The 17,429-nt window shown below is 57.6% G+C and carries 16 protein-coding genes, 1 tRNA gene and 1 pseudogene; 12 read left to right on the top strand and 6 right to left on the bottom strand.

The window, feature by feature from the left end:
- Together ACN9MO_RS30335 and ACN9MO_RS30340 are read left to right on the top strand one after the other, a co-directional pair.
- The gene (locus ACN9MO_RS30335; RefSeq protein ID WP_112996324.1) at positions 1 to 1,404 is read left to right on the top strand and encodes a serine hydrolase domain-containing protein; all 1,404 of its coding nucleotides are present in this window, start codon (positions 1 to 3) and stop codon (positions 1,402 to 1,404) included.
- A gap of 346 nt (positions 1,405 to 1,750) precedes the next feature.
- Positions 1,751 to 1,999 (top strand): annotated as a pseudogene (locus ACN9MO_RS30340) (DUF1194 domain-containing protein); the annotation flags it as partial.
- A gap of 26 nt (positions 2,000 to 2,025) precedes the next feature.
- On the opposite strand, the gene ACN9MO_RS30345 reads toward ACN9MO_RS30340, so the two are convergent.
- A tRNA-Ile gene (locus tag ACN9MO_RS30345) sits at positions 2,026 to 2,101 on the bottom strand.
- A 133-nt stretch (positions 2,102 to 2,234) separates the two neighbouring features.
- On the opposite strand from ACN9MO_RS30345, the gene ACN9MO_RS30350 reads away from it, so the two are divergent.
- The 4 genes from ACN9MO_RS30350 to ACN9MO_RS30365 all read left to right on the top strand — a co-directional run bounded on the left by ACN9MO_RS30350 (position 2,235) and on the right by ACN9MO_RS30365 (position 5,931).
- Entirely contained in the window at positions 2,235 to 2,483 is a 249-nt protein-coding gene (locus ACN9MO_RS30350; protein ID WP_057248324.1) for a CopG family ribbon-helix-helix protein, read from the top strand.
- Complete coding sequence (locus tag ACN9MO_RS30355) at positions 2,480 to 2,770, top strand: type II toxin-antitoxin system RelE/ParE family toxin (protein WP_057248323.1); 291 nt, start codon at positions 2,480 to 2,482, stop codon at positions 2,768 to 2,770. The genes ACN9MO_RS30350 and ACN9MO_RS30355 overlap by 4 nt, the downstream gene beginning before the upstream one ends.
- Before the next feature lie 506 nt (positions 2,771 to 3,276).
- On the top strand, positions 3,277 to 3,786 hold the full coding sequence (locus ACN9MO_RS30360; RefSeq protein ID WP_425988950.1) for a PTS sugar transporter subunit IIA: 510 nt from the start codon (positions 3,277 to 3,279) through the stop codon (positions 3,784 to 3,786).
- A gap of 348 nt (positions 3,787 to 4,134) precedes the next feature.
- A complete protein-coding gene (locus tag ACN9MO_RS30365; RefSeq protein ID WP_082615718.1) occupies positions 4,135 to 5,931 on the top strand; it encodes a cation:proton antiporter in 1,797 nt (598 codons plus the stop codon).
- A 224-nt stretch (positions 5,932 to 6,155) separates the two neighbouring features.
- Here the strand turns inward: ACN9MO_RS30365 and ACN9MO_RS30370 are convergent, their stop codons facing one another.
- From ACN9MO_RS30370 to ACN9MO_RS30380, 3 genes are all read right to left on the bottom strand, one after another.
- The gene (locus tag ACN9MO_RS30370; RefSeq protein ID WP_425989302.1) at positions 6,156 to 6,341 is read right to left on the bottom strand and encodes a hypothetical protein; all 186 of its coding nucleotides are present in this window, start codon (positions 6,339 to 6,341) and stop codon (positions 6,156 to 6,158) included.
- Between the two features lie 10 nt (positions 6,342 to 6,351).
- A complete protein-coding gene (locus ACN9MO_RS30375) occupies positions 6,352 to 6,516 on the bottom strand; it encodes a hypothetical protein (protein WP_255571562.1) in 165 nt (54 codons plus the stop codon).
- Positions 6,517 to 6,733: 217 nt separating this feature from the next.
- Positions 6,734 to 6,919 (bottom strand): hypothetical protein, encoded by a 186-nt coding sequence (locus ACN9MO_RS30380; RefSeq protein ID WP_057248320.1) that lies wholly within the window; start codon positions 6,917 to 6,919, stop codon positions 6,734 to 6,736.
- Between the two features lie 512 nt (positions 6,920 to 7,431).
- On the opposite strand from ACN9MO_RS30380, the gene ACN9MO_RS30385 reads away from it, so the two are divergent.
- The 4 genes from ACN9MO_RS30385 (at position 7,432) to ACN9MO_RS30400 (ending at position 10,482) form a co-directional block, all read left to right on the top strand.
- Positions 7,432 to 7,716: a hypothetical protein gene (locus ACN9MO_RS30385; protein ID WP_156414565.1), complete on the top strand. Its 285-nt coding sequence runs from the start codon at positions 7,432 to 7,434 to the stop codon at positions 7,714 to 7,716.
- A 154-nt stretch (positions 7,717 to 7,870) separates the two neighbouring features.
- Positions 7,871 to 8,785 carry a hypothetical protein gene (locus tag ACN9MO_RS30390; protein WP_425988955.1) on the top strand — a complete coding sequence of 305 codons (915 nt, stop codon included), beginning with the start codon at positions 7,871 to 7,873 and terminating at the stop codon, positions 8,783 to 8,785.
- 358 nt (positions 8,786 to 9,143) lie between these two features.
- Entirely contained in the window at positions 9,144 to 9,683 is a 540-nt protein-coding gene (locus tag ACN9MO_RS30395; protein WP_425988958.1) for an adenylate/guanylate cyclase domain-containing protein, read from the top strand.
- Positions 9,676 to 10,482 carry an alpha/beta hydrolase gene (locus tag ACN9MO_RS30400; RefSeq protein WP_425988961.1) on the top strand — a complete coding sequence of 269 codons (807 nt, stop codon included), beginning with the start codon at positions 9,676 to 9,678 and terminating at the stop codon, positions 10,480 to 10,482. The genes ACN9MO_RS30395 and ACN9MO_RS30400 overlap by 8 nt, the downstream gene beginning before the upstream one ends.
- Before the next feature lie 118 nt (positions 10,483 to 10,600).
- Here ACN9MO_RS30400 and catE read toward each other — a convergent pair whose 3' ends face one another.
- Both catE and ACN9MO_RS30410 read right to left on the bottom strand, forming a co-directional pair.
- On the bottom strand, positions 10,601 to 12,718 hold the full coding sequence (gene catE / locus ACN9MO_RS30405) for a catalase C (RefSeq protein WP_425988964.1): 2,118 nt from the start codon (positions 12,716 to 12,718) through the stop codon (positions 10,601 to 10,603).
- A 144-nt stretch (positions 12,719 to 12,862) separates the two neighbouring features.
- Positions 12,863 to 13,372: a ferritin-like domain-containing protein gene (locus ACN9MO_RS30410; RefSeq protein WP_425989305.1), complete on the bottom strand. Its 510-nt coding sequence runs from the start codon at positions 13,370 to 13,372 to the stop codon at positions 12,863 to 12,865.
- Between the two features lie 504 nt (positions 13,373 to 13,876).
- Here ACN9MO_RS30410 and ACN9MO_RS30415 point away from each other — a divergent pair.
- Both ACN9MO_RS30415 and glf read left to right on the top strand, forming a co-directional pair.
- Positions 13,877 to 15,040: a glycosyltransferase gene (locus ACN9MO_RS30415; protein ID WP_112995283.1), complete on the top strand. Its 1,164-nt coding sequence runs from the start codon at positions 13,877 to 13,879 to the stop codon at positions 15,038 to 15,040.
- Positions 15,041 to 15,078: 38 nt separating this feature from the next.
- Complete coding sequence (gene glf / locus ACN9MO_RS30420; RefSeq protein ID WP_425989307.1) at positions 15,079 to 17,424, top strand: UDP-galactopyranose mutase; 2,346 nt, start codon at positions 15,079 to 15,081, stop codon at positions 17,422 to 17,424.
- The last annotated feature ends 5 nt before the right edge of the window (positions 17,425 to 17,429 follow it).

The following is a 17,429-nucleotide window of genomic DNA, read 5'->3' on the forward strand; positions in this document are numbered from 1 at the left end:
ATGTCCCCGTTGAATTGGATTGACGGAAGCCGTCTGAAATCGAGCGTATCAGACGCGATCGACACGTACGTTTTCGCTGAAATGAGTCGTCAACGGATTCCAGGGGTCGCACTTGGAATCTACAGGAGTGGCTCGATCGTCCTGGCGAAAGGGTATGGCAAGGCCAACATCGAACTCAACGTTCCAATGACGGCGGATAGCGTGCTGCAATCTGGGTCCGTCGGCAAATCATTCACAGCGACCGCGGTGATGATGCTGGTTGAGCGGGGCAGGATCCAATTGGACGACAGCATCAAGGACTATTTTCCAGAAGGACCGGATAGCTGGCAAGCAATCAAGATAGCCAATCTCCTTTCCCACACGTCCGGATTGGCAGCGTATGACAATCCGGAGCTTCAAGTCACCGATGGTCCGTTCGATATCAGGCGGGATTTCTCCGAAGACGAGTTGCTGGCAGCAATCGCAAGGCTGCCGCGCGATTTTGATCCGGGCGATGACTGGGCATACCAGAACACCAACTTCGTCCTGCTCGGCATTCTCATTGAAAGAGTTACAGGCCAATCCTACGCCGAATTCCTCGCGCAGAACATCTTCGGTCCGTTGGGGATGATGTCATCGAGAGTCATATCGGATCTCGATGTCGTTCCGAATAGGGCATCGGGTTACGAGATGGTCGGAGGAGTGCTTAGAAATCAACAATGGGTATCGCCCACCTTCAACTCGACGGCTGACGGTACGCTCTATTTTACTGTTCGCGATCTCGAGCAGTGGGAGCGGGCACTTTGTGGTGACACCCTCTTAAAAGCGGCCTCGCTAGAAAAGATGTGGACTCCTTATCCCTATGGCGGGAAGTCAGAGAAGGAAGGCTACGGATTTGGATGGAGGATACAATACATAAACGGACGACGCGTGATCGGGCACAATGGGGCATGGCAGGGTTTCTCGACGTCATTCTCACGCTATGTGGACGATAAGCTAACAATTGTCGCCTTGTGCAACCTCGATGCTAATCATTGCAGCCCGGTTTCAATCGTCCGAGCCGTCGCCGGCATAATATCTCCTTGTCTTGAAATTCCTGAATGTCCGGCCGTAGTCGACGATCGAGAAGAGCTGACGGCATCCTACTGGGCGCAGTTCCGCAGCCTGATGAAAGGAGACGTTACGGGCAAGAAGACTAAAGCCGGCACATTCTCTGCTGAACAAATTCGTGATCTGCAATGTGCGCTGCCACGACAATGGGACGAGAACTTTCCAGTTCTCGTTGAACGTACCGTCCAAAAGAAAAGTCTTCTTTCAGTGTATAAGATCGGTAACGTAAACGACAGGCGTTTGCTCAGTGTTTCGACTTTAGAAGCCGAAGGTGTTGTATCCTTCAGTGTCCTGGCAGACCCGGACAACAGATAGTTTGGGCGAAGTCGATCTTAGTACATGGATGGCGTCCGGCCTCGTCGCGATCGGGCACGGTTGAGTGGCGCGTGCACTCACGGGGTGAAGAGTTGGCTTAACTTCAATTGAAGTTCGCGGGCCTGCGGTATGGAGCCGCCGGTTTTGCAGCGTTCGCAAGACATGGCATTCGTTCGGTAGCGACAGAGCCGGCACGACCATCATTTGGACACCGGGTGGCTCATTTCTTCCAGATTTGGAATGTGCCTCCGCGCGCGTGGGCAGAGAGTTCTTTCAAGCCGCGCCAACTCCCCGACAGGCGACGGAGCCGGGGCCATTCGGCCTTGGGCCTTGCATGTGACGGCCGATGGCCGGTTTTTGCAGTTGGAGAGCATGGGATCAAGCGCACCCATCCCGCGAGGCAGCATTGCGGGCCACCGCCTCACCTGCGGACGTCGACTTGGAACTCGTGCTAGCGGTCGACACGTCGGGCTCCATGGACATAGGGAAGCGCGCGTGCAGCGCCTCGGCTATCTGGAACGCTCCGACACCCGGAATTCACCAACGCCGTCAAAGGCAGGGCCGCATTGCCGTCGGCTATTTTGAATGGAAAGGCGCATACGTAAAGAGCTAAGTATGGTGTGGTAGGCCCGACAGGACACGAACCTGCAACCAGTCGGTCATGCGCCGACGGCTCTAACCATTGAGCTACAGGCCCCACCAGGACGTTTCTAAGCACAGAAAAACCGATGGATCAGTCGCGTAGCGGATGCTTTGAAGAAGTGTCTTGAACCTTGACGCACCAGTGCGGTTCATCGATAATCAAGGTGAACCAAGGAAGGTGAGATCCCATGACCGCTGCGTTTACCGTGCGTATAAAAGATGAAACCGCGAGCAAGCTGGATCAGCTCGCTGAGAAGCTGGATCGGTCCCGCTCTTATATGGCTGCAGCGGCCATCGAAGCTTTCGTTGAGCAGCAGGAATGGCAGCTTGCCGAGATTGAAGCCGGGTTGACCGAGGCCGACCGGGGTGAGTTCGCCAGCGATGAAGATGTGGCGAAAGTCGTCAGGAAGTACGTCAAGTCTGCCCGCCAATCATGAGTCGGAAGCGTATTCGTTGGACGCTGCGGGCGTTGCGGCGACTTGATGAGATCGGCGCGTATATCGAGAAAGACGATCCGGATGCGGCGGCTCGCGTCGTGGCGCGGATTGTCACTGCCGTGGATGCGTTAGCGGAGTACCCTGCCAGTGGGCGGCCTGGTCGTATCAAGAGCACGCGCGAGCTCGTGCTGGCCGACATTCCCTACATCATCCCCTACCGCATAAGTCGAGACGTCGAGATCCTCACCGTCATGCACGCTCACCAGCAATGGCCGCAGGTTCTCTAGTCACGACCAACAAAACGCGTCGGCGCGATGAGCGATGATCCGCTCATCAGCCTGCCCGTTACGGCAACGTGACCTATTCCCGGCTTCGTCCGAAAAGCACGGCGCTCATGCTACCCCACTCCCCGGGACATCATCACTGCTAGTCAAAATCAGACGGGAAGTGCAGGTTTTCGACGGAAAACTGGAAGCGATCAGCCCAATGTTGGTTTCCAGTTGCGAATGATTCACATGACGATTGTGCCACGTTTGTTCCCGTTCTGTGCGTTCAGGATCGCACAATGTATCGACTGGCACCCGCTTCCACGTGTCTGGCCGCGATTGAGCGTCGGTCGTTTGGCGACCAATAAATACTTCTTGAGGACGGTCGTCCCCGCTCCGAAAGACTATTGGGCGTTTGCTGCGACGTCGCTTGAAATCGGAGGCACAAGGCACCAGTTCAAAATTGGGCAATATGGAGTGAAACCAGCGCGATCTTTGCCGGCCAGAGCGAAGCGGGGGAGGAGAAAATGAATGATGAAAAACTCGGCTTCGAAGATGATTTGATGCTCGGCGTGCCGGCGGGGGGCGGGCGGGCGGTTCTCCAGGCCATTTCGTCTCACCTAGCGCAACGCACTCGCGTCCCAGCCAGTGTCATTCTCGACGGCCTGCTCGAGCGGGAGGCTCTTGGTTCGACGGGTTTCGGGGAAGGCTTTGCCCTACCGCACGCGTTTATTCCGGGATTGATAACTCCGGCTAAAGTGCTTGTTACCCTGCGCGAACCAATCGAGTTCAACGCACCCGACGACGAGCCAGTCGATATCTTTCTCGCGGTGATATGGCCTTGCGGGCAACATGAAGGTTTCTTGCAATACCTCTCCAAGCTTTGTCGTGTCTTTCGCTCAAAGAAGTTGTTGGCGGCCCTGCGAGGGGTACGATCTGAAACAGACGCTTTAATCGTGCTTTCGGCGGCCGTTTGCACAACTGCTCCGAGTGCACAAAGCTCTGTCACAGCCTCATATGGCCCGCTCCTGCGGTAGTTCGATGCCCTAAATCGCGTGATTGGCGCGTTCGGTCGTCGCTTCGTGCCGAGTCTTGGCTGGCTCGGCATACGACACAAAGCCTGTTCTCCCGTTTCCAGCGCCGTTAGCCATCTAGGCATTGGTTCCCGGCGCGGTTCGGGAAGGCGTACGAACCTGCTAACAGTGCGAAGCCGTCCGTGCATGAAAATACGGAACTGTCGTCGCCACCAGCCACAAAAGCGAGGGTACCACTCCCGGGACATTCCTCTGAAAATGAGAGTAGGATCCTTCAGGGGAGAAAAGAGATGCCAGTCGGCTTGGTACACTATGCGCCCGTCACTCTGAACCAAGGGTTGTGAGCTATCGATGACGCCAGGACCAGAAAATTACAAGGAGCTTCTGCTTTTTCTGACGACGGCAGGCGTTATCGTGCCACTGTTTGGGCGATTGAAACTGAGCCCGGTTTTTGGCTTTCTCGCAGCCGGCATCTTGCTTGGCCCCTTCGGTCTTGGAGCGCTCGTAGGAGATTGGCCGTGGCTCTCCGCAATCTCAATCACCGACGTTGGACAGATCGCGCTTCTTGCGGAATTCGGAGTGGCATTCCTGCTTTTTATGATCGCGCTCGAGCTGTCGTGGAGCCGTCTTCTGTTAATGCGCAAGCTCGTCTTCGGATTGGGCGGCCTTCAGGTTCTCACCTCGACAGCCGTCCTCGCGGCCATCGCGGGCTTGCTGGGCCAAACTCCGGCTTCAGCGGTGGTGCTTGGCTGTGCGCTCGCCATGTCGTCGACGGCGATCATTATACCGTCGCTTGTTGAGCGCAAACTGCTGAACACGACCGTTGGGCGGGCGAGTTTCGCCGTACTGCTCTTCCAGGATCTCGCCGTGGCGCCTCTCCTGTTCATGGTGACGATTTTGGGCTCGCGCGAAGGGACGGGGCTCGGCGCCGGCCTGTTGTATGCTCTGGCGCCTGCCGCAGTGGCGCTTTTCGCGATGGCCGGCATCGGTCGCCTCATCCTGCGACCTTTGTTCAAACTGGTCGCGACAACAAAGAGTAACGAATTGTTCGTCGCTGCATGCCTCTTGGTCGTAATCGGTTCTGGCCTAATCACAGCCCTCAGTGGTCAGTCGATGGCGCTCGGCGCTTTCGTTGCAGGTCTCTTGCTCGCTGAAACCGAGTATCGTCGTCAGATCGAGGTTACCATCCAGCCCTTCCAGGGGCTTTTGCTTGGGCTCTTCTTCGTATCCGTTGGAGCTCGTCTGGATCTTTCCGAGATCATTGCCAACCCGGTCGTCACAGTCGGCGTCGCGATCGGGCTGTTTGCGATAAAAGCTCTGACCCTCTTTCCGATCGCGCGCCTGTCAGGACTGACGACCCGCCATGGCGGCGAAGTCGCACTTGTGCTAGGACCTGGCGGCGAGTTCGCATTAATCCTTATCGGCGCTGCTGTGGCAGGCAATGTTGTCCCTGGTGCCGTTGCCGCCACTGCCACAGTCGCGGCAACCTTGACGATGATCGGCGTTCCCTTGCTGGTGCGCCTGCTGGGCCGCGATAGGGCATATGCCGGGACGGCTGATCCTTCGTTTGCAGGACTAACGCCCCAGCATGATGACGGCTTAGAGCGTGTGATCGTCGTCGGCTATGGACGTGTCGGGCAACTGGTCGCGGAGATGCTCACGCGACATGGGTTGAGGTTCCTGGCAATCGACGCCGATCCAGTGCTTGTCGGCAAGGAGCGAGGGCGCGGTTCTACGATCTATTATGGCGATGCCACACGAATCGAGTTGCTTCGACGCTGCGGAATCCAGAGTGCTCGCGCACTTGTTGTAACCTTGGATAACGCAGAGGCTGTGGCCTCGATCGTCTCCTCTGCAAGATCCGAGCGGGCGGATCTCACTATTGTCGCCCGCGCACGGGATGCGGTGCACGCAACTGAGTTATACGAACTCAAAGTGACGGATGCGGTGCCAGAGACCATCGAAGCCAGCCTCCAACTGTCGCAGGCGGTGCTCGTTGGCATCGGCATTCCGATGGGCCCAGTGATAGCATCCATTCATGAGCGACGGGATGAGTTTCGCAAGATGCTACAGCCAGCGGACGGTTCGAACAGGGAACGGCACGCGATCCGGCCGCGAAGTCGAAGTGAGTCAAAATCACTCCGATAAGCATGAGAAACGTGCGGAGGCATGCCGCTGTCGGGCCACAGTTTTACGGCGAGGGCATCTGATGCACCATGACTTTGTCGCCCGCCGGACACAATCCGAGATCGATGGCACTAATCCTCGGCGAATGGTTCCCGCGCCAAGCTGGTTTCCGACCGACCTTCCTAAAGGTAACACTGGGCTTTTTTGATGAATTCTTGATCCGTTAGGGCTGCACGGTGACGGCCTCAAGGCGCGCGATCGGTGAGAGCGTCGGCTCCCTCCTGCTCGACACCATGCCCGATAATCCTAACGCCGCAATGCGGGAAAGTCGGAGCGAGTTTCTGGATGGCGCATTCGAAACTCCGCACAGGTCGCATCTGGCCATGGCTGTAGTCCTCCTGTTCAGTCCGACGAACCGCGCGAGCGGCGATCGGTTCCGGCTCAAGTCTCGTGCATTCGGATGACGTCCTCGATGCCGCGCGATTGGATGCCCAGTTCTTCCAGGCCCGGCAGATCAACTGCCGCGACATTGTCACGACGCATGAGGTCGACTTGGTTGCGCGTCAGAGACACGGCCGGAAGAAACTCCGCAGCAGTCGCCAACATGCTCCACATCGCGAAAGGCACCGGCACCAGCCTGATCCGCGTCTCGAGCTGAGTGGCGATTTCCTGGACGAGTTCCCGATAGGCATAGATGCGCGTACATCTGCGGGAAAGTAGCGCAAATCATCCAATCGGATGGTTCGTGGTCTGTTCGGCGGGCTTTAGAGCCACCTCTGCCCCAGGAAAGATCGTCGCCCGGCTTGTGCCTGAATCCTCAGGTTCATCGGCAATCGGGGTCTTTGATGTCCGCCGCAAGGTCCGTCTCGAAAGTGCCCGGCAAGATGAGGGCCAGCCGCGCGTTGCAGGCGATCGCGTCGCTCACGATCTTCTGCGTCAAGACGACCTCATGCTCTTGCCTGGGGGTAACCCTCCTGTCCCGGGTTTGCTTCTTCTGATCGTCGGCCATGTTTTTCTCCCCAAAAGATGTCCCACAAAAGCGGCCCCAGTGCCAATGGGCCGAGCACCGAAACAAAGGCGCCGTTTGATGACGTTCTGAGGCAATGCTCAGAATGGCGAGGACGCTGAGTTGCTCGCAGCACGGCTTATCGATTTGTACCAAGGCGGCGTTCGCGACGCGGCCTCGCTTCGCGCGACCTTGCTCAACCAGACGTGATTGATCAGCCCTCGCGCAGCTACCCCTTCGCCGCCGGGGAAGCAGAGGTGAGCTCCGCATTGTGCAGCGCGAACCCTTCCTAGTTTTTGTGCCATTAGACCTCCGCTACTGGACCCCATACCGGCCGGAAACGCAAGTACGGCAGGTTATGGATGAGATCGAGATAGTCCTTGCTGTTTGTCGGTTTCCGTTTCGGTGGTCCAGGCGGAAGCAGTTCGCGACACGCAAAGCCAATAATGAGCCTCCCCATACGGAACATTACCGATGGCTGCCGGTTCGCTTTCCAACTGGAAAGGTGCCAAACGATGGGCGATCCCAAAGATAAAGTGACCGACGAACCTAGGAGGCGGAGCCCTCCCGAGATGGATCTTGAGCCGATTCCCTTGTCAGACCGCTCCGGCGAATCCCCTTTGGACAATGGTGACGAGCGGCTGGACGAGGGCCGCGTACCAGCGGTTCCCAGCCGCGACGAGGCCAACATGGAACCGGATGAGGCCCTGCCCGAAGACAGCGAGGAGGAGATCCTCGACGACGATCCGCCGCGCGAAAAGACCCGGTTCGACGAAGAGGTTCCGATGAGCAGCCGCTAGTCTAGCCTAGATTTCGGGAACCTTTTTGCTTGCCAATGCTTTGGTACGAATTTCAAGGAGACATATCATGGGTCGCGGTATTCTGCTTTGGCTTCTCGGCGTTCCTATCCCGATCATCATTCTTCTTATGCTCTTTTTCCGATAGGAGGTCACCATGGCACCTTCAGGCGTCACCGACGTCGCAACACCGTCCGAATCCTCGGTATCAGCTGTAAGCTGGGGACCGATCATAGCAGGCGCCTTCGCCGCATCGACCTTGACACTCATTCTCACGCTTGTCGGTTCCGGTCTCGGTCTCACCATGGTGTCGCCGTGGTCCGGGGACAATCCGAGCGCAACTACGTTTGCGGTTTCAACTGCTATCTGGCTGGTCATCGTGCAGTGGCTCTCGTCTGGGCTAGGGGGTTATTTGACCGGCCGCCTTCGCACGAAGTGGGTCGGTATTCATACTGACGAGACCTTTTTCCGAGATACAGCGCACGGCTTTTTGGCTTGGGCGCTGGCAACCTTGGTTGTGGTGCTGGTCCTTGGGTCGGCGCTCTCAAGTACGGTTGGCACTGGCGTTCAGGCGATTTCAACGGTCGCATCCGGCGCGGCGATGGGCGCCTCGGTGGGGGCGACGGCGAATACCGAAAATGGTGGCACGGACGGGACGACTTCCTATTTCGTCGATGCGCTGTTTCGTCCTACCGATCCTGGTCGGCTTGCGGCGAGCGCCGAGGGAGACGCGGCTGCGGCAGCGCAGGCCTCCCGCATTCTGGTTGCAAGCGCGGTCGCAGGAGAGTTACCGGCGGACGACAAGGCATATCTAGCTCAGCTCGTTGCAGCGCGCACAGGGCTTTCAGCACCAGATGCCTCGGCGCGAGTGGATGCAGTGTTAGCCCGGGTCGAACAAGCTAGAGCTGCCGCCAAAGAGGCTGCGGATGCGGCAAGAAGGGCCGGTGCTACCTTCTCATTGGTGGGCGCCCTATCCCTCATCATTGGAGCGTTCATCGCAAGCGCGGCGGGGGCTTTGGGAGGTTCTCAGCGTGACGACGAGGAGGCGTTGTTCGTTGGCGGCCAGATGTGACTCGTGGCACCGGTAGCGACGGTACGGAAGGCCTGAAGGAGTCTTCGGGCGAAGGGGGAATGAGTCCGGTGGCGCTGTGGATGGACTGGCTTCCCATATGCAAGCTTTAAGCGTCTGGATGCCACGCTTTCATCGATACGCCCTTTCATTTCGCCCCGTGCGCGCCAAACACTGATAGCTGGAGTCGAACGCCCTCGACAGGCCTCACCAGAGTTCTCGGAAGGAACAAAAGCTGCATGCCCGGGTGAGGAAAGCATAGTGGAAAGGCGTTGGATTGGATCGTTCACATGGAGGCGCCACTAATTGAAAGAAAGCTTGCAGCGATCCTGGTGCACGATATCGAAGGTTATTCCGCTTGATGAATGCCTTCGACGAGCAGGCGCTTGCGACGGTGACGTCTCGCCCTATTGTGGTGGGTCTTATCGAAAGCGCCCGTGGTCAGATTTTCGGGACCGCCGGCGACAGCGTGTTGACGGAATTTCCATCCATCGTCGTCCATGCCTTCAACTGCGCGGTCGCCATCCAGCAGGCGATGTGGCGCACAACCGGCCGCTTACCGACGACCGGAAGATTCCGCGTTGGGATCAATATCGGCGACGTTTTTAGTGAAGGCGACATCTTCGGCGATGGCGCCAATATCGCCGCCCGGCTCGAACGCCTCGGCGAGGCCGGCGGCGTCTGTATGACGAGTGGGATACGAGATCCATACGCGCGATCGCGTATTTGTCAAAGTATCCGCGGGGCCAGTTCGTCCACCTCGCCAATATTTGGCTGGCAGACATTTGCGCCAATCAAACACATAACGATCGTCGCAACGACTTCGGAACGAACGGACGAGAAAGCAGATTGCGCTTGCGCCGGAAACGTCCGGAAACTATGGGAGCGGCCAGATGTTTAAGGACTTCTCACTTGAGATGATCCCTGTTTCTCAAGGCACACTCCGCGTGCGCCACGGTGGTTCCGGTCCACCCTTGCTGCTGCTTCATGGCCACCCTCGAACGCACGTGACCTGGTGGCAGATCGCAAATAGGCTCGCATCGCAATTCACGATCGTGTGTCCGGACTTGCGCGGATTTGGCCAATCGTTCCTACCCGCAGATACGCCTGATCACATCGGGTCGTCAAAAAGGGCGAAGGCCCAGGATTGCATCGAACTCATGGAAATGCTGGGGCACCGACGATTCGCGGTTGCCGGCCATGATCGCGGGAGCTACGTCGCCTATCGCGCCGCCCTGGATCATCCTGATCGCGTCGATCGGCTCGTCGTTATGGATGGAGTTCCCATTCTTGAGGCCCTGGAACGTGCCAACGAAAAGTTTGCGCGCCTCTGGTGGCACTGGTTCTTCTTCGGCACGCCGGAAAAACCGGAACGCGCCATCCTCGCCGACCCGGATGCCTGGTATGGCGGGTCGCCGGATTCCATGGGCGAGGAAGCGTTCGAGGACTATCGCAACGCCACACGTGACCCCGATGTCGTCCATGCGATGATCGAGGATTATCGCGCGGGGCTTTCGATAGACAGGGCACATGATCTTGCCGACAGGCAGGCGGGAAGGACGGTCCAGTGTCCGGCGCTCCTACTTTGGTCAAAGCGCGATGACCTCGAAGAACTGTATGGGGATCCATTGTCCGTCTGGCGCCCCTGGGCGCCGGGCATCATTGGCTGGAGCATTGATAGCGGCCCATCATATGGCTGAGGAAGCTCCCGATGACGTGGCAGCGGCGCTTGCCGGTTTTCTAGGGACATCCGCCGAGCCGGTCAAACGATCAAACGCGCCCGAAATGCTTTTGTCTCCCGTGGGTGCTCGACGGAGCTTAATCAATCGGCGATGACGCCTTGCCGAGCTTCACGGACGGTTCTCGGGCCCAGACGCGCAGTTTGCCGAGCTTTGAGACGAAGTCTGATAGTCCATCTCCGCCGGGAAGGACGATGGTCCCCTCATCTAGTGCATCGGCGATTCCGGCTTTTTCGATTAACGGCATCGCCGAGGGGTCGTACCCGATGAATTTACAGTGCTGGAAGGCGTCGGCCACGAAATCGCGGGCGGTGGCTTCCTTTACAAGGTCGTCGATCGCGTCATCCGAGGTCAGCAAGACGACAGCGTCGAAGAGGACCGAAGGTCCTCCATCGATCATGTGATGTGCTTCGATCCAGGTTCCGTCCTGGGCCGTAACTCCACCGACCTTCGGAGCGATTAACTCACAAACGCCTTTTTCCTTGGCAATCGCCGCCGTCAAACCCTTCAACAAAGCTGCATCGAGGCCGTCGGTGATCAGGATGCCGAGCTTGCGGCCCTCGAAACGTTTCGGCCCACGCTCGACAATGCTGAGCGCCGGGGAGGGTTCAAGATCCTGCCGTGTAGGCATCGCCGCATCAGCCGGGCTTGGCATCGATTGGAAACCGAGCTTCTGGGCAACCGTGGCTGCCAGCGTCTCGTCGATGTTGAGGAGATGGGACACCATTCGTTCGCGGATAGCCGGCCTCTCCACCTTGCTCAGCTCAAATGTCAGAGCTGCCGCGATATGGCGTTGCTCGGGCGCGGTCTGGCTGATGTAGAACTGTCGAGCCTGGCTGTAATGGTCGGCAAAGCTCTCCGGCCGCAGCCGCGCCTTGGTGCCAGTCTCTTCGGCGGGGAAATGGCGGTAGCCGCTCATCGGCGATTCCCGTGCCCCCTCGTCGAAGGAGTTCGGCTGGTAGTTCACTCTGCCGACCGGATTGCGCATCGCCATGTGGCCATCCTGCTGGAAATGCGCGAAGGGACACTTCGGCGCATTGATCGGAAGATGGGTGAAGTTCGGGCTGCCGAGACGTTTCAGCTGCGTGTCGAGATAGGAGAAGTTACGACCCTGTAGAAGAGGATCGTTGCTGAAATCGATGCCAGGCGGAACATTCTGCGTCATGAACGCCACCTGCTCGGTCTCGAAAAAGAAGTTGTCGGGCATGCGATCAAGAACAAGTCGTCCAACCGGTTGGGGCGCCAGGATCTCCTCGGGGATGATCTTCGTCGGGTCAAGCACGTCGAAATCGAAGCTGTCGGCAAACTCCTGATCGAACAGCTGCACTTGCAATTCCCACTCCGGGAAATTGCCGGACTGAATGGCCTGCCATAGATCCCGCCGATGGAAATCGGGATCGGCGCCATTGATCTTCACCGCCTCGTTCCAGGTGACGGACTGGAGGCCGAGCTTAGGCTTCCAGTGGAACTTCACGAAGGTCGACTCGTCCTTGGCATTGACAAAACGGAAGGTGTGAACTCCAAACCCTTCCATGAACCGGAACGAGCGAGGGATGGCACGGTCCGACATCACCCACATGATCATGTGCATGCTTTCCGGCGACAGGCTGATAAAGTCCCAGAATGTGTCGTGGGCGGATTGTGCCTGGGGGAAGGCGCGGTCCGGCTCGGGCTTCACCGCATGAATGATATCGGGGAATTTGATTGCGTCCTGGATGAAGAAGACGGGAATGTTGTTGCCAACCAAGTCCCAGTTTCCCTCATTGGTGTAGATCTTCACCGCGAAACCGCGAACGTCGCGCGCAAGATCGAAGGATCCCTTGCTGCCGGCAACTGTAGAGAAGCGGACAAAAGCCGGCGTCCTCTCGCCTGCCCGCTGAAAAACATCGGCCCGGGTATAAGCGGCGAGCGAGTCGTAGGTCTCGAAATAGCCGTGGGCTCCATAGCCTCGTGCGTGAACCACCCGCTCGGGTATCCGCTCGTGGTCGAAGTGGAAAATTTTCTCGCGGAAGTGAAAGTCGTCGATGACAAGGGGACCGCGTGGCCCAACGCGCAGCGAATTCTGGTCGTCTGCAACGGGGCCACCCTGAGCGGTGCTCAGGATAGGGGTAACATCTTCCGCGATCTGATGCAGTTCGCCACCTTCTCCCCGCCGCAGCTTCTGATCATGGATTGTCACGGTTTCCCGCTGCTTCAAGGTCGACTTTTCGAGAGATTTCTTAGCCATGGGGCGAACTCCGGTGTGCTGAATTTTCTGGCCGAGGACTGCGCTCGAGGCACACACTTGCTCGCGCGGGGAGAAAGCCGCCTGGCAAGGCGGCTTCCCGATATCGAAGTGCGACTACTCGGCGGCCTGCCTGGACGCCTTGGGGTTTGCCGCGGCTTCGCCAAGTGCCGTCAGCTTCTGATCGGTGGCGATCTCCTCCTGGAGATTGGCATCAAGGAGTGCGACGGCTCCATTGAGGCCAAGCTGGGCCGCCCATGATTTGAGTGTTCCATAACGGGCGATCTCATAATGCTCGACGGTCTGGGCCGACGAGATGAGGCCGGCATCAAGGGCGGCGGTGCCCTTGTATTCTTCCATGATCTCTTCGCCTTCGGAAATCATCCCTTGAATGGCTTCGCACGTCTTGCCTCGGGCCGGTTTTCCGATGATCTCAAAAACCTGACCAAGCCGCTCGATCTGGCCTTCAGTCTCATCCCGATGCTTTAGGAAGCCGGCCTTGCCTTCTTCAGACTGCGCAGCCCGCGCCATCTTGGGAAGTGCCTTGAGGATCTGCTTTTCAGCGAAGTAGATGTCTTTAAGCGTATCGTGGAAGAGATCGCTCAAGTCTTTCGTCTTGGGAGTCATTGGGTAATCTTTCTCCATTTTCGAGTTGGACTTCAGGGAGTTCAAATCTCGAACAGTCAGGTGGGGGTCACCAAGTCATCAATCCGAACGATGTCAGACAAGCCCAAACGGTTGCGGCGCCGGGTATGTTCCGAATTTGGTGTGGGGAGATCGAAAACTCGCAGCATTAAAAGGAGAATGACTGTTCGGTATTGAATGTTTTCATCCTGTCTCCAGACATCATTTTGCTTTCTGCAAGATGCCTTTTCTCTTTGACAATTTTCGCCTTAGCGCCGTTTGAGGTGCGGCTCGCAAGGAGAATTGGTCTCGATTCAGGGATGCACCCAGCGCCGCGCTAGTCCTGAATACCTCGGTCAAGAATTTAAAGTTGCCACGCAACTGGAACAAACTGTGTTCTCGTCGGTTGCAAGCCACGACTATCAGAACCCTGACAAAAACAGATTCCGTTTCCCAAAACGCGATCGTCGTCTCGACGTTCGCGACCGTAGATGTGCGAAGTGAGTAATGCGAAAGATCGTCGTCATCAGTGATTTCCAGGACGGCTGGCCACCGGTTTCACAGGCCCCCACCAAGACGGAACGTTTGGCGGCCTGGGCATCCCGTTTCAAGGATGAGATGGCTGCTTGGCCAACGCATGAAAATGTAGTGCACGTGTCGGGCGGATATCTGGAGCGACTGCCACTGGCCAGCGTGGCTGACGGCCTAGTCGATCGGGCGGAGATCTGGAGCCATTGGCGGGCCAGCAACCCACCCCCTGAGGTTAAGGAGAATTCCTTCCTTACGCGACGCTCCTTTTACCTCGATGGAAGTACTTCCCCATTTTCGTCGGACGACATGCTTGCCCATATCGAGATTTATGGCGCTCCAGATATTCTTTGTGTCTGGGGCCTGGGGGTTGGTGAGGAAATCCTCCAGGCCTGCCAAACCAGCTTCAAAATCTATAACTCAATCGACGCGCCGGCGCTGCGCGTCCCTTCGACCACAAGCCGCCATTTCGATCTAATCCTGACAGGATCAGAGGAGCAGAGCCGCGACGTCGAGGCACGTCACCCGGGCAAACGCACCGCGATCCTTCCGATCGGCCCGGAATTTGCTGCACCGTCGATGTTCTTTCCCATCGAGGGGGCCAAGGCTTACGACATAATCTATGTGGCTGCCGCGCAAGCCTACAAGCGCCACGATATCCTGTTTCACGCGCTCGCCAAGTTGCCCAGAACTGTGCGGGCACTTTGTGTATTCGGCTACGGCGATCAATCCGAGCAACTGCGTCATCAAGCGACAGAATTGGAGCTTAACGTCGATTTTGTCGGACCTCCTGGCGTCTCCTTCGGGGAGGTCAACAGATTGATGAACCTCGCTCGGATGGGAGTGGTGTGCGGTGTCGATGACGGGGCGCCGGCGGTCCTGACCGAATACATGCTCGCGGGCTTGCCGGTGCTCGTCAACGCCGAATTGCGATGCGGCCAGCAATACATCACTCCGCAAACCGGGGCCACCGCAAAGTCGGACAAGTTTCACATCGGCATTGCCGGGATGTTGTCGCGGCTTGCGGACTTCAGCCCACGCGCCGCAGTCCTTCGATCTTGGACTTGGCCCCACTCCATCAAGAAACTTCGCCAGCTAATTCGAGCCGAACAGTCAGCCAAGAAGGAGGCGCGCGGCAATTGAAGTTGTTCCAGCCTACGAACAGCTCAGCGCGGAATGATATGGATATTCTAACTGCAGTTCCAAAGACCAACGACAATTCCAGCAATGCTTGCGCACCGGTGATTTGTTTTTCACACCTGCGCTGGGATTTTGTCGTGCAGCGGCCACAACACCTCATGGAGCGCTTTGCTCGGGAGCGGCGCGTATACTTCTTTGAAGAGGTCATTCCGACCGATCACCATCTTGCCTACCTGGAGATCCATTCTTTCGCGGGCACGACCGTAAAAGCCGTTAGACCCCGAATCCCCAGAGGATGGACCGAGGCGCAACGAAACTCCGGTTTGGCGGGACTGCTTGACGAGCTTCTCGAGCTTGCAGGTCATCGCAAGCCAATCTTGTGGTTCTACACGCCGATGATGTTTGCGTTCGCCCGGCATATCGATGCGGCCGCAATAGTTTATGACTCCATGGACGAGCTCGCCAACTTCAGATTTGCTCCGGCAAATATCGGGGAGCTGGAGCGTGAGCTGATGCAACGGGCTGATGTGGTGTTCACGGGCGGCCATAGCCTCTACGACGCCAAACGCCTCATGCACGACAACATTCATCCCTTTCCGTCCAGCGTGGATGTGCGCCATTTCCGGTCGGCACGCAAGCAGCCGATCAATCCGCCGGATCAGGCGGACCTCGCTGGCCCGGTCCTCGGTTTTTGCGGCGTCATCGACGAGCGTCTTGATCTCGAACTGATCAGAGCCTTGGCAGATCACCGGCCGTACTGGTCAATCGTCCTCATTGGTCCCGTGGCCAAGATCAAAGTCGAGGACCTGCCACGCGCACCCAACATCCATTATCTGGGCCAGAAGCACTACGCGGACCTTCCTGCCTACTTCTCCGGTTGGGACGTGGCTCTGATGCCGTTTGCCCTCAACGAAGCAACCCGATTCATCAGCCCCACAAAAACGCCGGAATACCTGGCCGCCGGGCTTGCCGTGGTCACCACGCCGATCGTTGATGTCATGCGCCAATACGCAGACATCAGCGGCATATTCTTCGCGTCTGATGCGGGTAAATTCGTAGAGGCATGCGAAGCCGCTCTCAAACTCAAGCCCAGGTCAGGAAAATGGCTGACGGGCGCGGACGAACTGCTGTCGACGTTTTCCTGGGACGAGACGCACCGGCGAATGAACGGACTGGTGCAGGAGGCGGCTGAAACAAACACGCGTCCGCCGGTTGCCCCCGCCTCGCGAAGGACGGCAAAATCGACGTCGAAACGCCGTACCTATGATTTTGTAATCGTCGGTGCCGGCTTTGCGGGATCTGTCCTTGCCGAGAGGCTGGCAAATGAGGGCAAGCATCATGTCCTTATTTGCGATCGACGATCCCACATTGGTGGCAACGCGTACGATTTCTACAACGAGCACGGCATTCTTGTTCACAAGTATGGCCCGCACATTTTCCACACCAACAGCGAAATGATCTTCGACTATCTGTCGCGCTTTACTGCTTGGAGGCCTTACGAACACCGCGTGCTTGCACAGGTGGCGGGTAAACTCTTGCCGATCCCGATCAACCGCACAACCCTCAATGGACTTTACGGACTTGAACTTAAGGACGACGCCGCGGCTGCCCAATATCTCGCCTCCAAGGCGCGGCCGATGGATCGGATACGCACTTCGAAGGATGTCGTTGTCGCGCAGGTCGGACTGGATTTGTACCGGACGTTTTTCGAGGGCTACACCCGCAAGCAATGGGGATTGGATCCTTCCCAACTCGACAAGGCCGTTACCGCGCGCATTCCGACCCGTACGAACACAGACGATCGCTATTTTCAGGACACATTCCAGGCGATGCCGAAGGATGGCTACACGAAAATGTTCGAAAATATGCTGGATAGCGATCACATCGACATCCGGCTCAATACCGACTTTCGGGATGTCCGAGAACAGTTCCCCGACGCGCATATCATTTTCACCGGGCCGATCGACGAGTTTTTCGATTATCAGTACGGCCGGCTCCCTTACAGGTGTCTGCGGTTCGAACACACGACTTACGACCGGCGGCGACTTTTGCCCGTTGGGGTCGTGAACTTTCCCTCGGAGAAGGTCCCCTATACGAGGGTTACCGAATTCAAGCACATCACGGGGCAAGTCCACCCCAAGACGAGCATCTGTCACGAGTTCGCCTGTTCGGAAGGCGACCCTTACTATCCGATACCCAGACCGGAAAATCAGGAGCTCTACAACCAGTATGCGCTTCTTGCTCGCTCGCGAAGCGATGTAACCTTCGTCGGAAGACTGGCGAGCTACCGCTATTACAACATGGACCAAGTCGTCGGTCAGGCACTTTCGACATTCAGTCGATTTCAGGCCAGGGAGACGGCGCAGGTCGGGTTGGGTGTCCGTTGACCCCG

The organism is Ensifer sp. R-19, assembly GCF_049905105.1.
In the GTDB taxonomy this organism is placed as follows: domain Bacteria; phylum Pseudomonadota; class Alphaproteobacteria; order Rhizobiales; family Rhizobiaceae; genus Ensifer.

What these genes read in the sequence shown, in the direction of transcription:
- ACN9MO_RS30410 (WP_425989305.1), bottom strand. Translation starts at nt 13,372, where the DNA reads ATGACTCCCAAGACGAAAGACTTGAGCGATCTCTTCCACGATACGCTT.
- ACN9MO_RS30365 (WP_082615718.1), top strand. Translation starts at nt 4,135, where the DNA reads ATGACGCCAGGACCAGAAAATTACAAGGAGCTTCTGCTTTTTCTGACG.
- ACN9MO_RS30380 (WP_057248320.1), bottom strand. Translation starts at nt 6,919, where the DNA reads ATGGCCGACGATCAGAAGAAGCAAACCCGGGACAGGAGGGTTACCCCC.
- ACN9MO_RS30360 (WP_425988950.1), top strand. Translation starts at nt 3,277, where the DNA reads ATGAATGATGAAAAACTCGGCTTCGAAGATGATTTGATGCTCGGCGTG.
- ACN9MO_RS30375 (WP_255571562.1), bottom strand. Translation starts at nt 6,516, where the DNA reads ATGTTGGCGACTGCTGCGGAGTTTCTTCCGGCCGTGTCTCTGACGCGC.
- ACN9MO_RS30355 (WP_057248323.1), top strand. Translation starts at nt 2,480, where the DNA reads ATGAGTCGGAAGCGTATTCGTTGGACGCTGCGGGCGTTGCGGCGACTT.
- ACN9MO_RS30385 (WP_156414565.1), top strand. Translation starts at nt 7,432, where the DNA reads ATGGGCGATCCCAAAGATAAAGTGACCGACGAACCTAGGAGGCGGAGC.
- ACN9MO_RS30415 (WP_112995283.1), top strand. Translation starts at nt 13,877, where the DNA reads ATGCGAAAGATCGTCGTCATCAGTGATTTCCAGGACGGCTGGCCACCG.
- ACN9MO_RS30390 (WP_425988955.1), top strand. Translation starts at nt 7,871, where the DNA reads ATGGCACCTTCAGGCGTCACCGACGTCGCAACACCGTCCGAATCCTCG.
- ACN9MO_RS30395 (WP_425988958.1), top strand. Translation starts at nt 9,144, where the DNA reads ATGAATGCCTTCGACGAGCAGGCGCTTGCGACGGTGACGTCTCGCCCT.
- ACN9MO_RS30400 (WP_425988961.1), top strand. Translation starts at nt 9,676, where the DNA reads ATGTTTAAGGACTTCTCACTTGAGATGATCCCTGTTTCTCAAGGCACA.
- glf (WP_425989307.1), top strand. Translation starts at nt 15,079, where the DNA reads ATGGATATTCTAACTGCAGTTCCAAAGACCAACGACAATTCCAGCAAT.
- ACN9MO_RS30350 (WP_057248324.1), top strand. Translation starts at nt 2,235, where the DNA reads ATGACCGCTGCGTTTACCGTGCGTATAAAAGATGAAACCGCGAGCAAG.
- ACN9MO_RS30335 (WP_112996324.1), top strand. Translation starts at nt 1, where the DNA reads ATGTCCCCGTTGAATTGGATTGACGGAAGCCGTCTGAAATCGAGCGTA.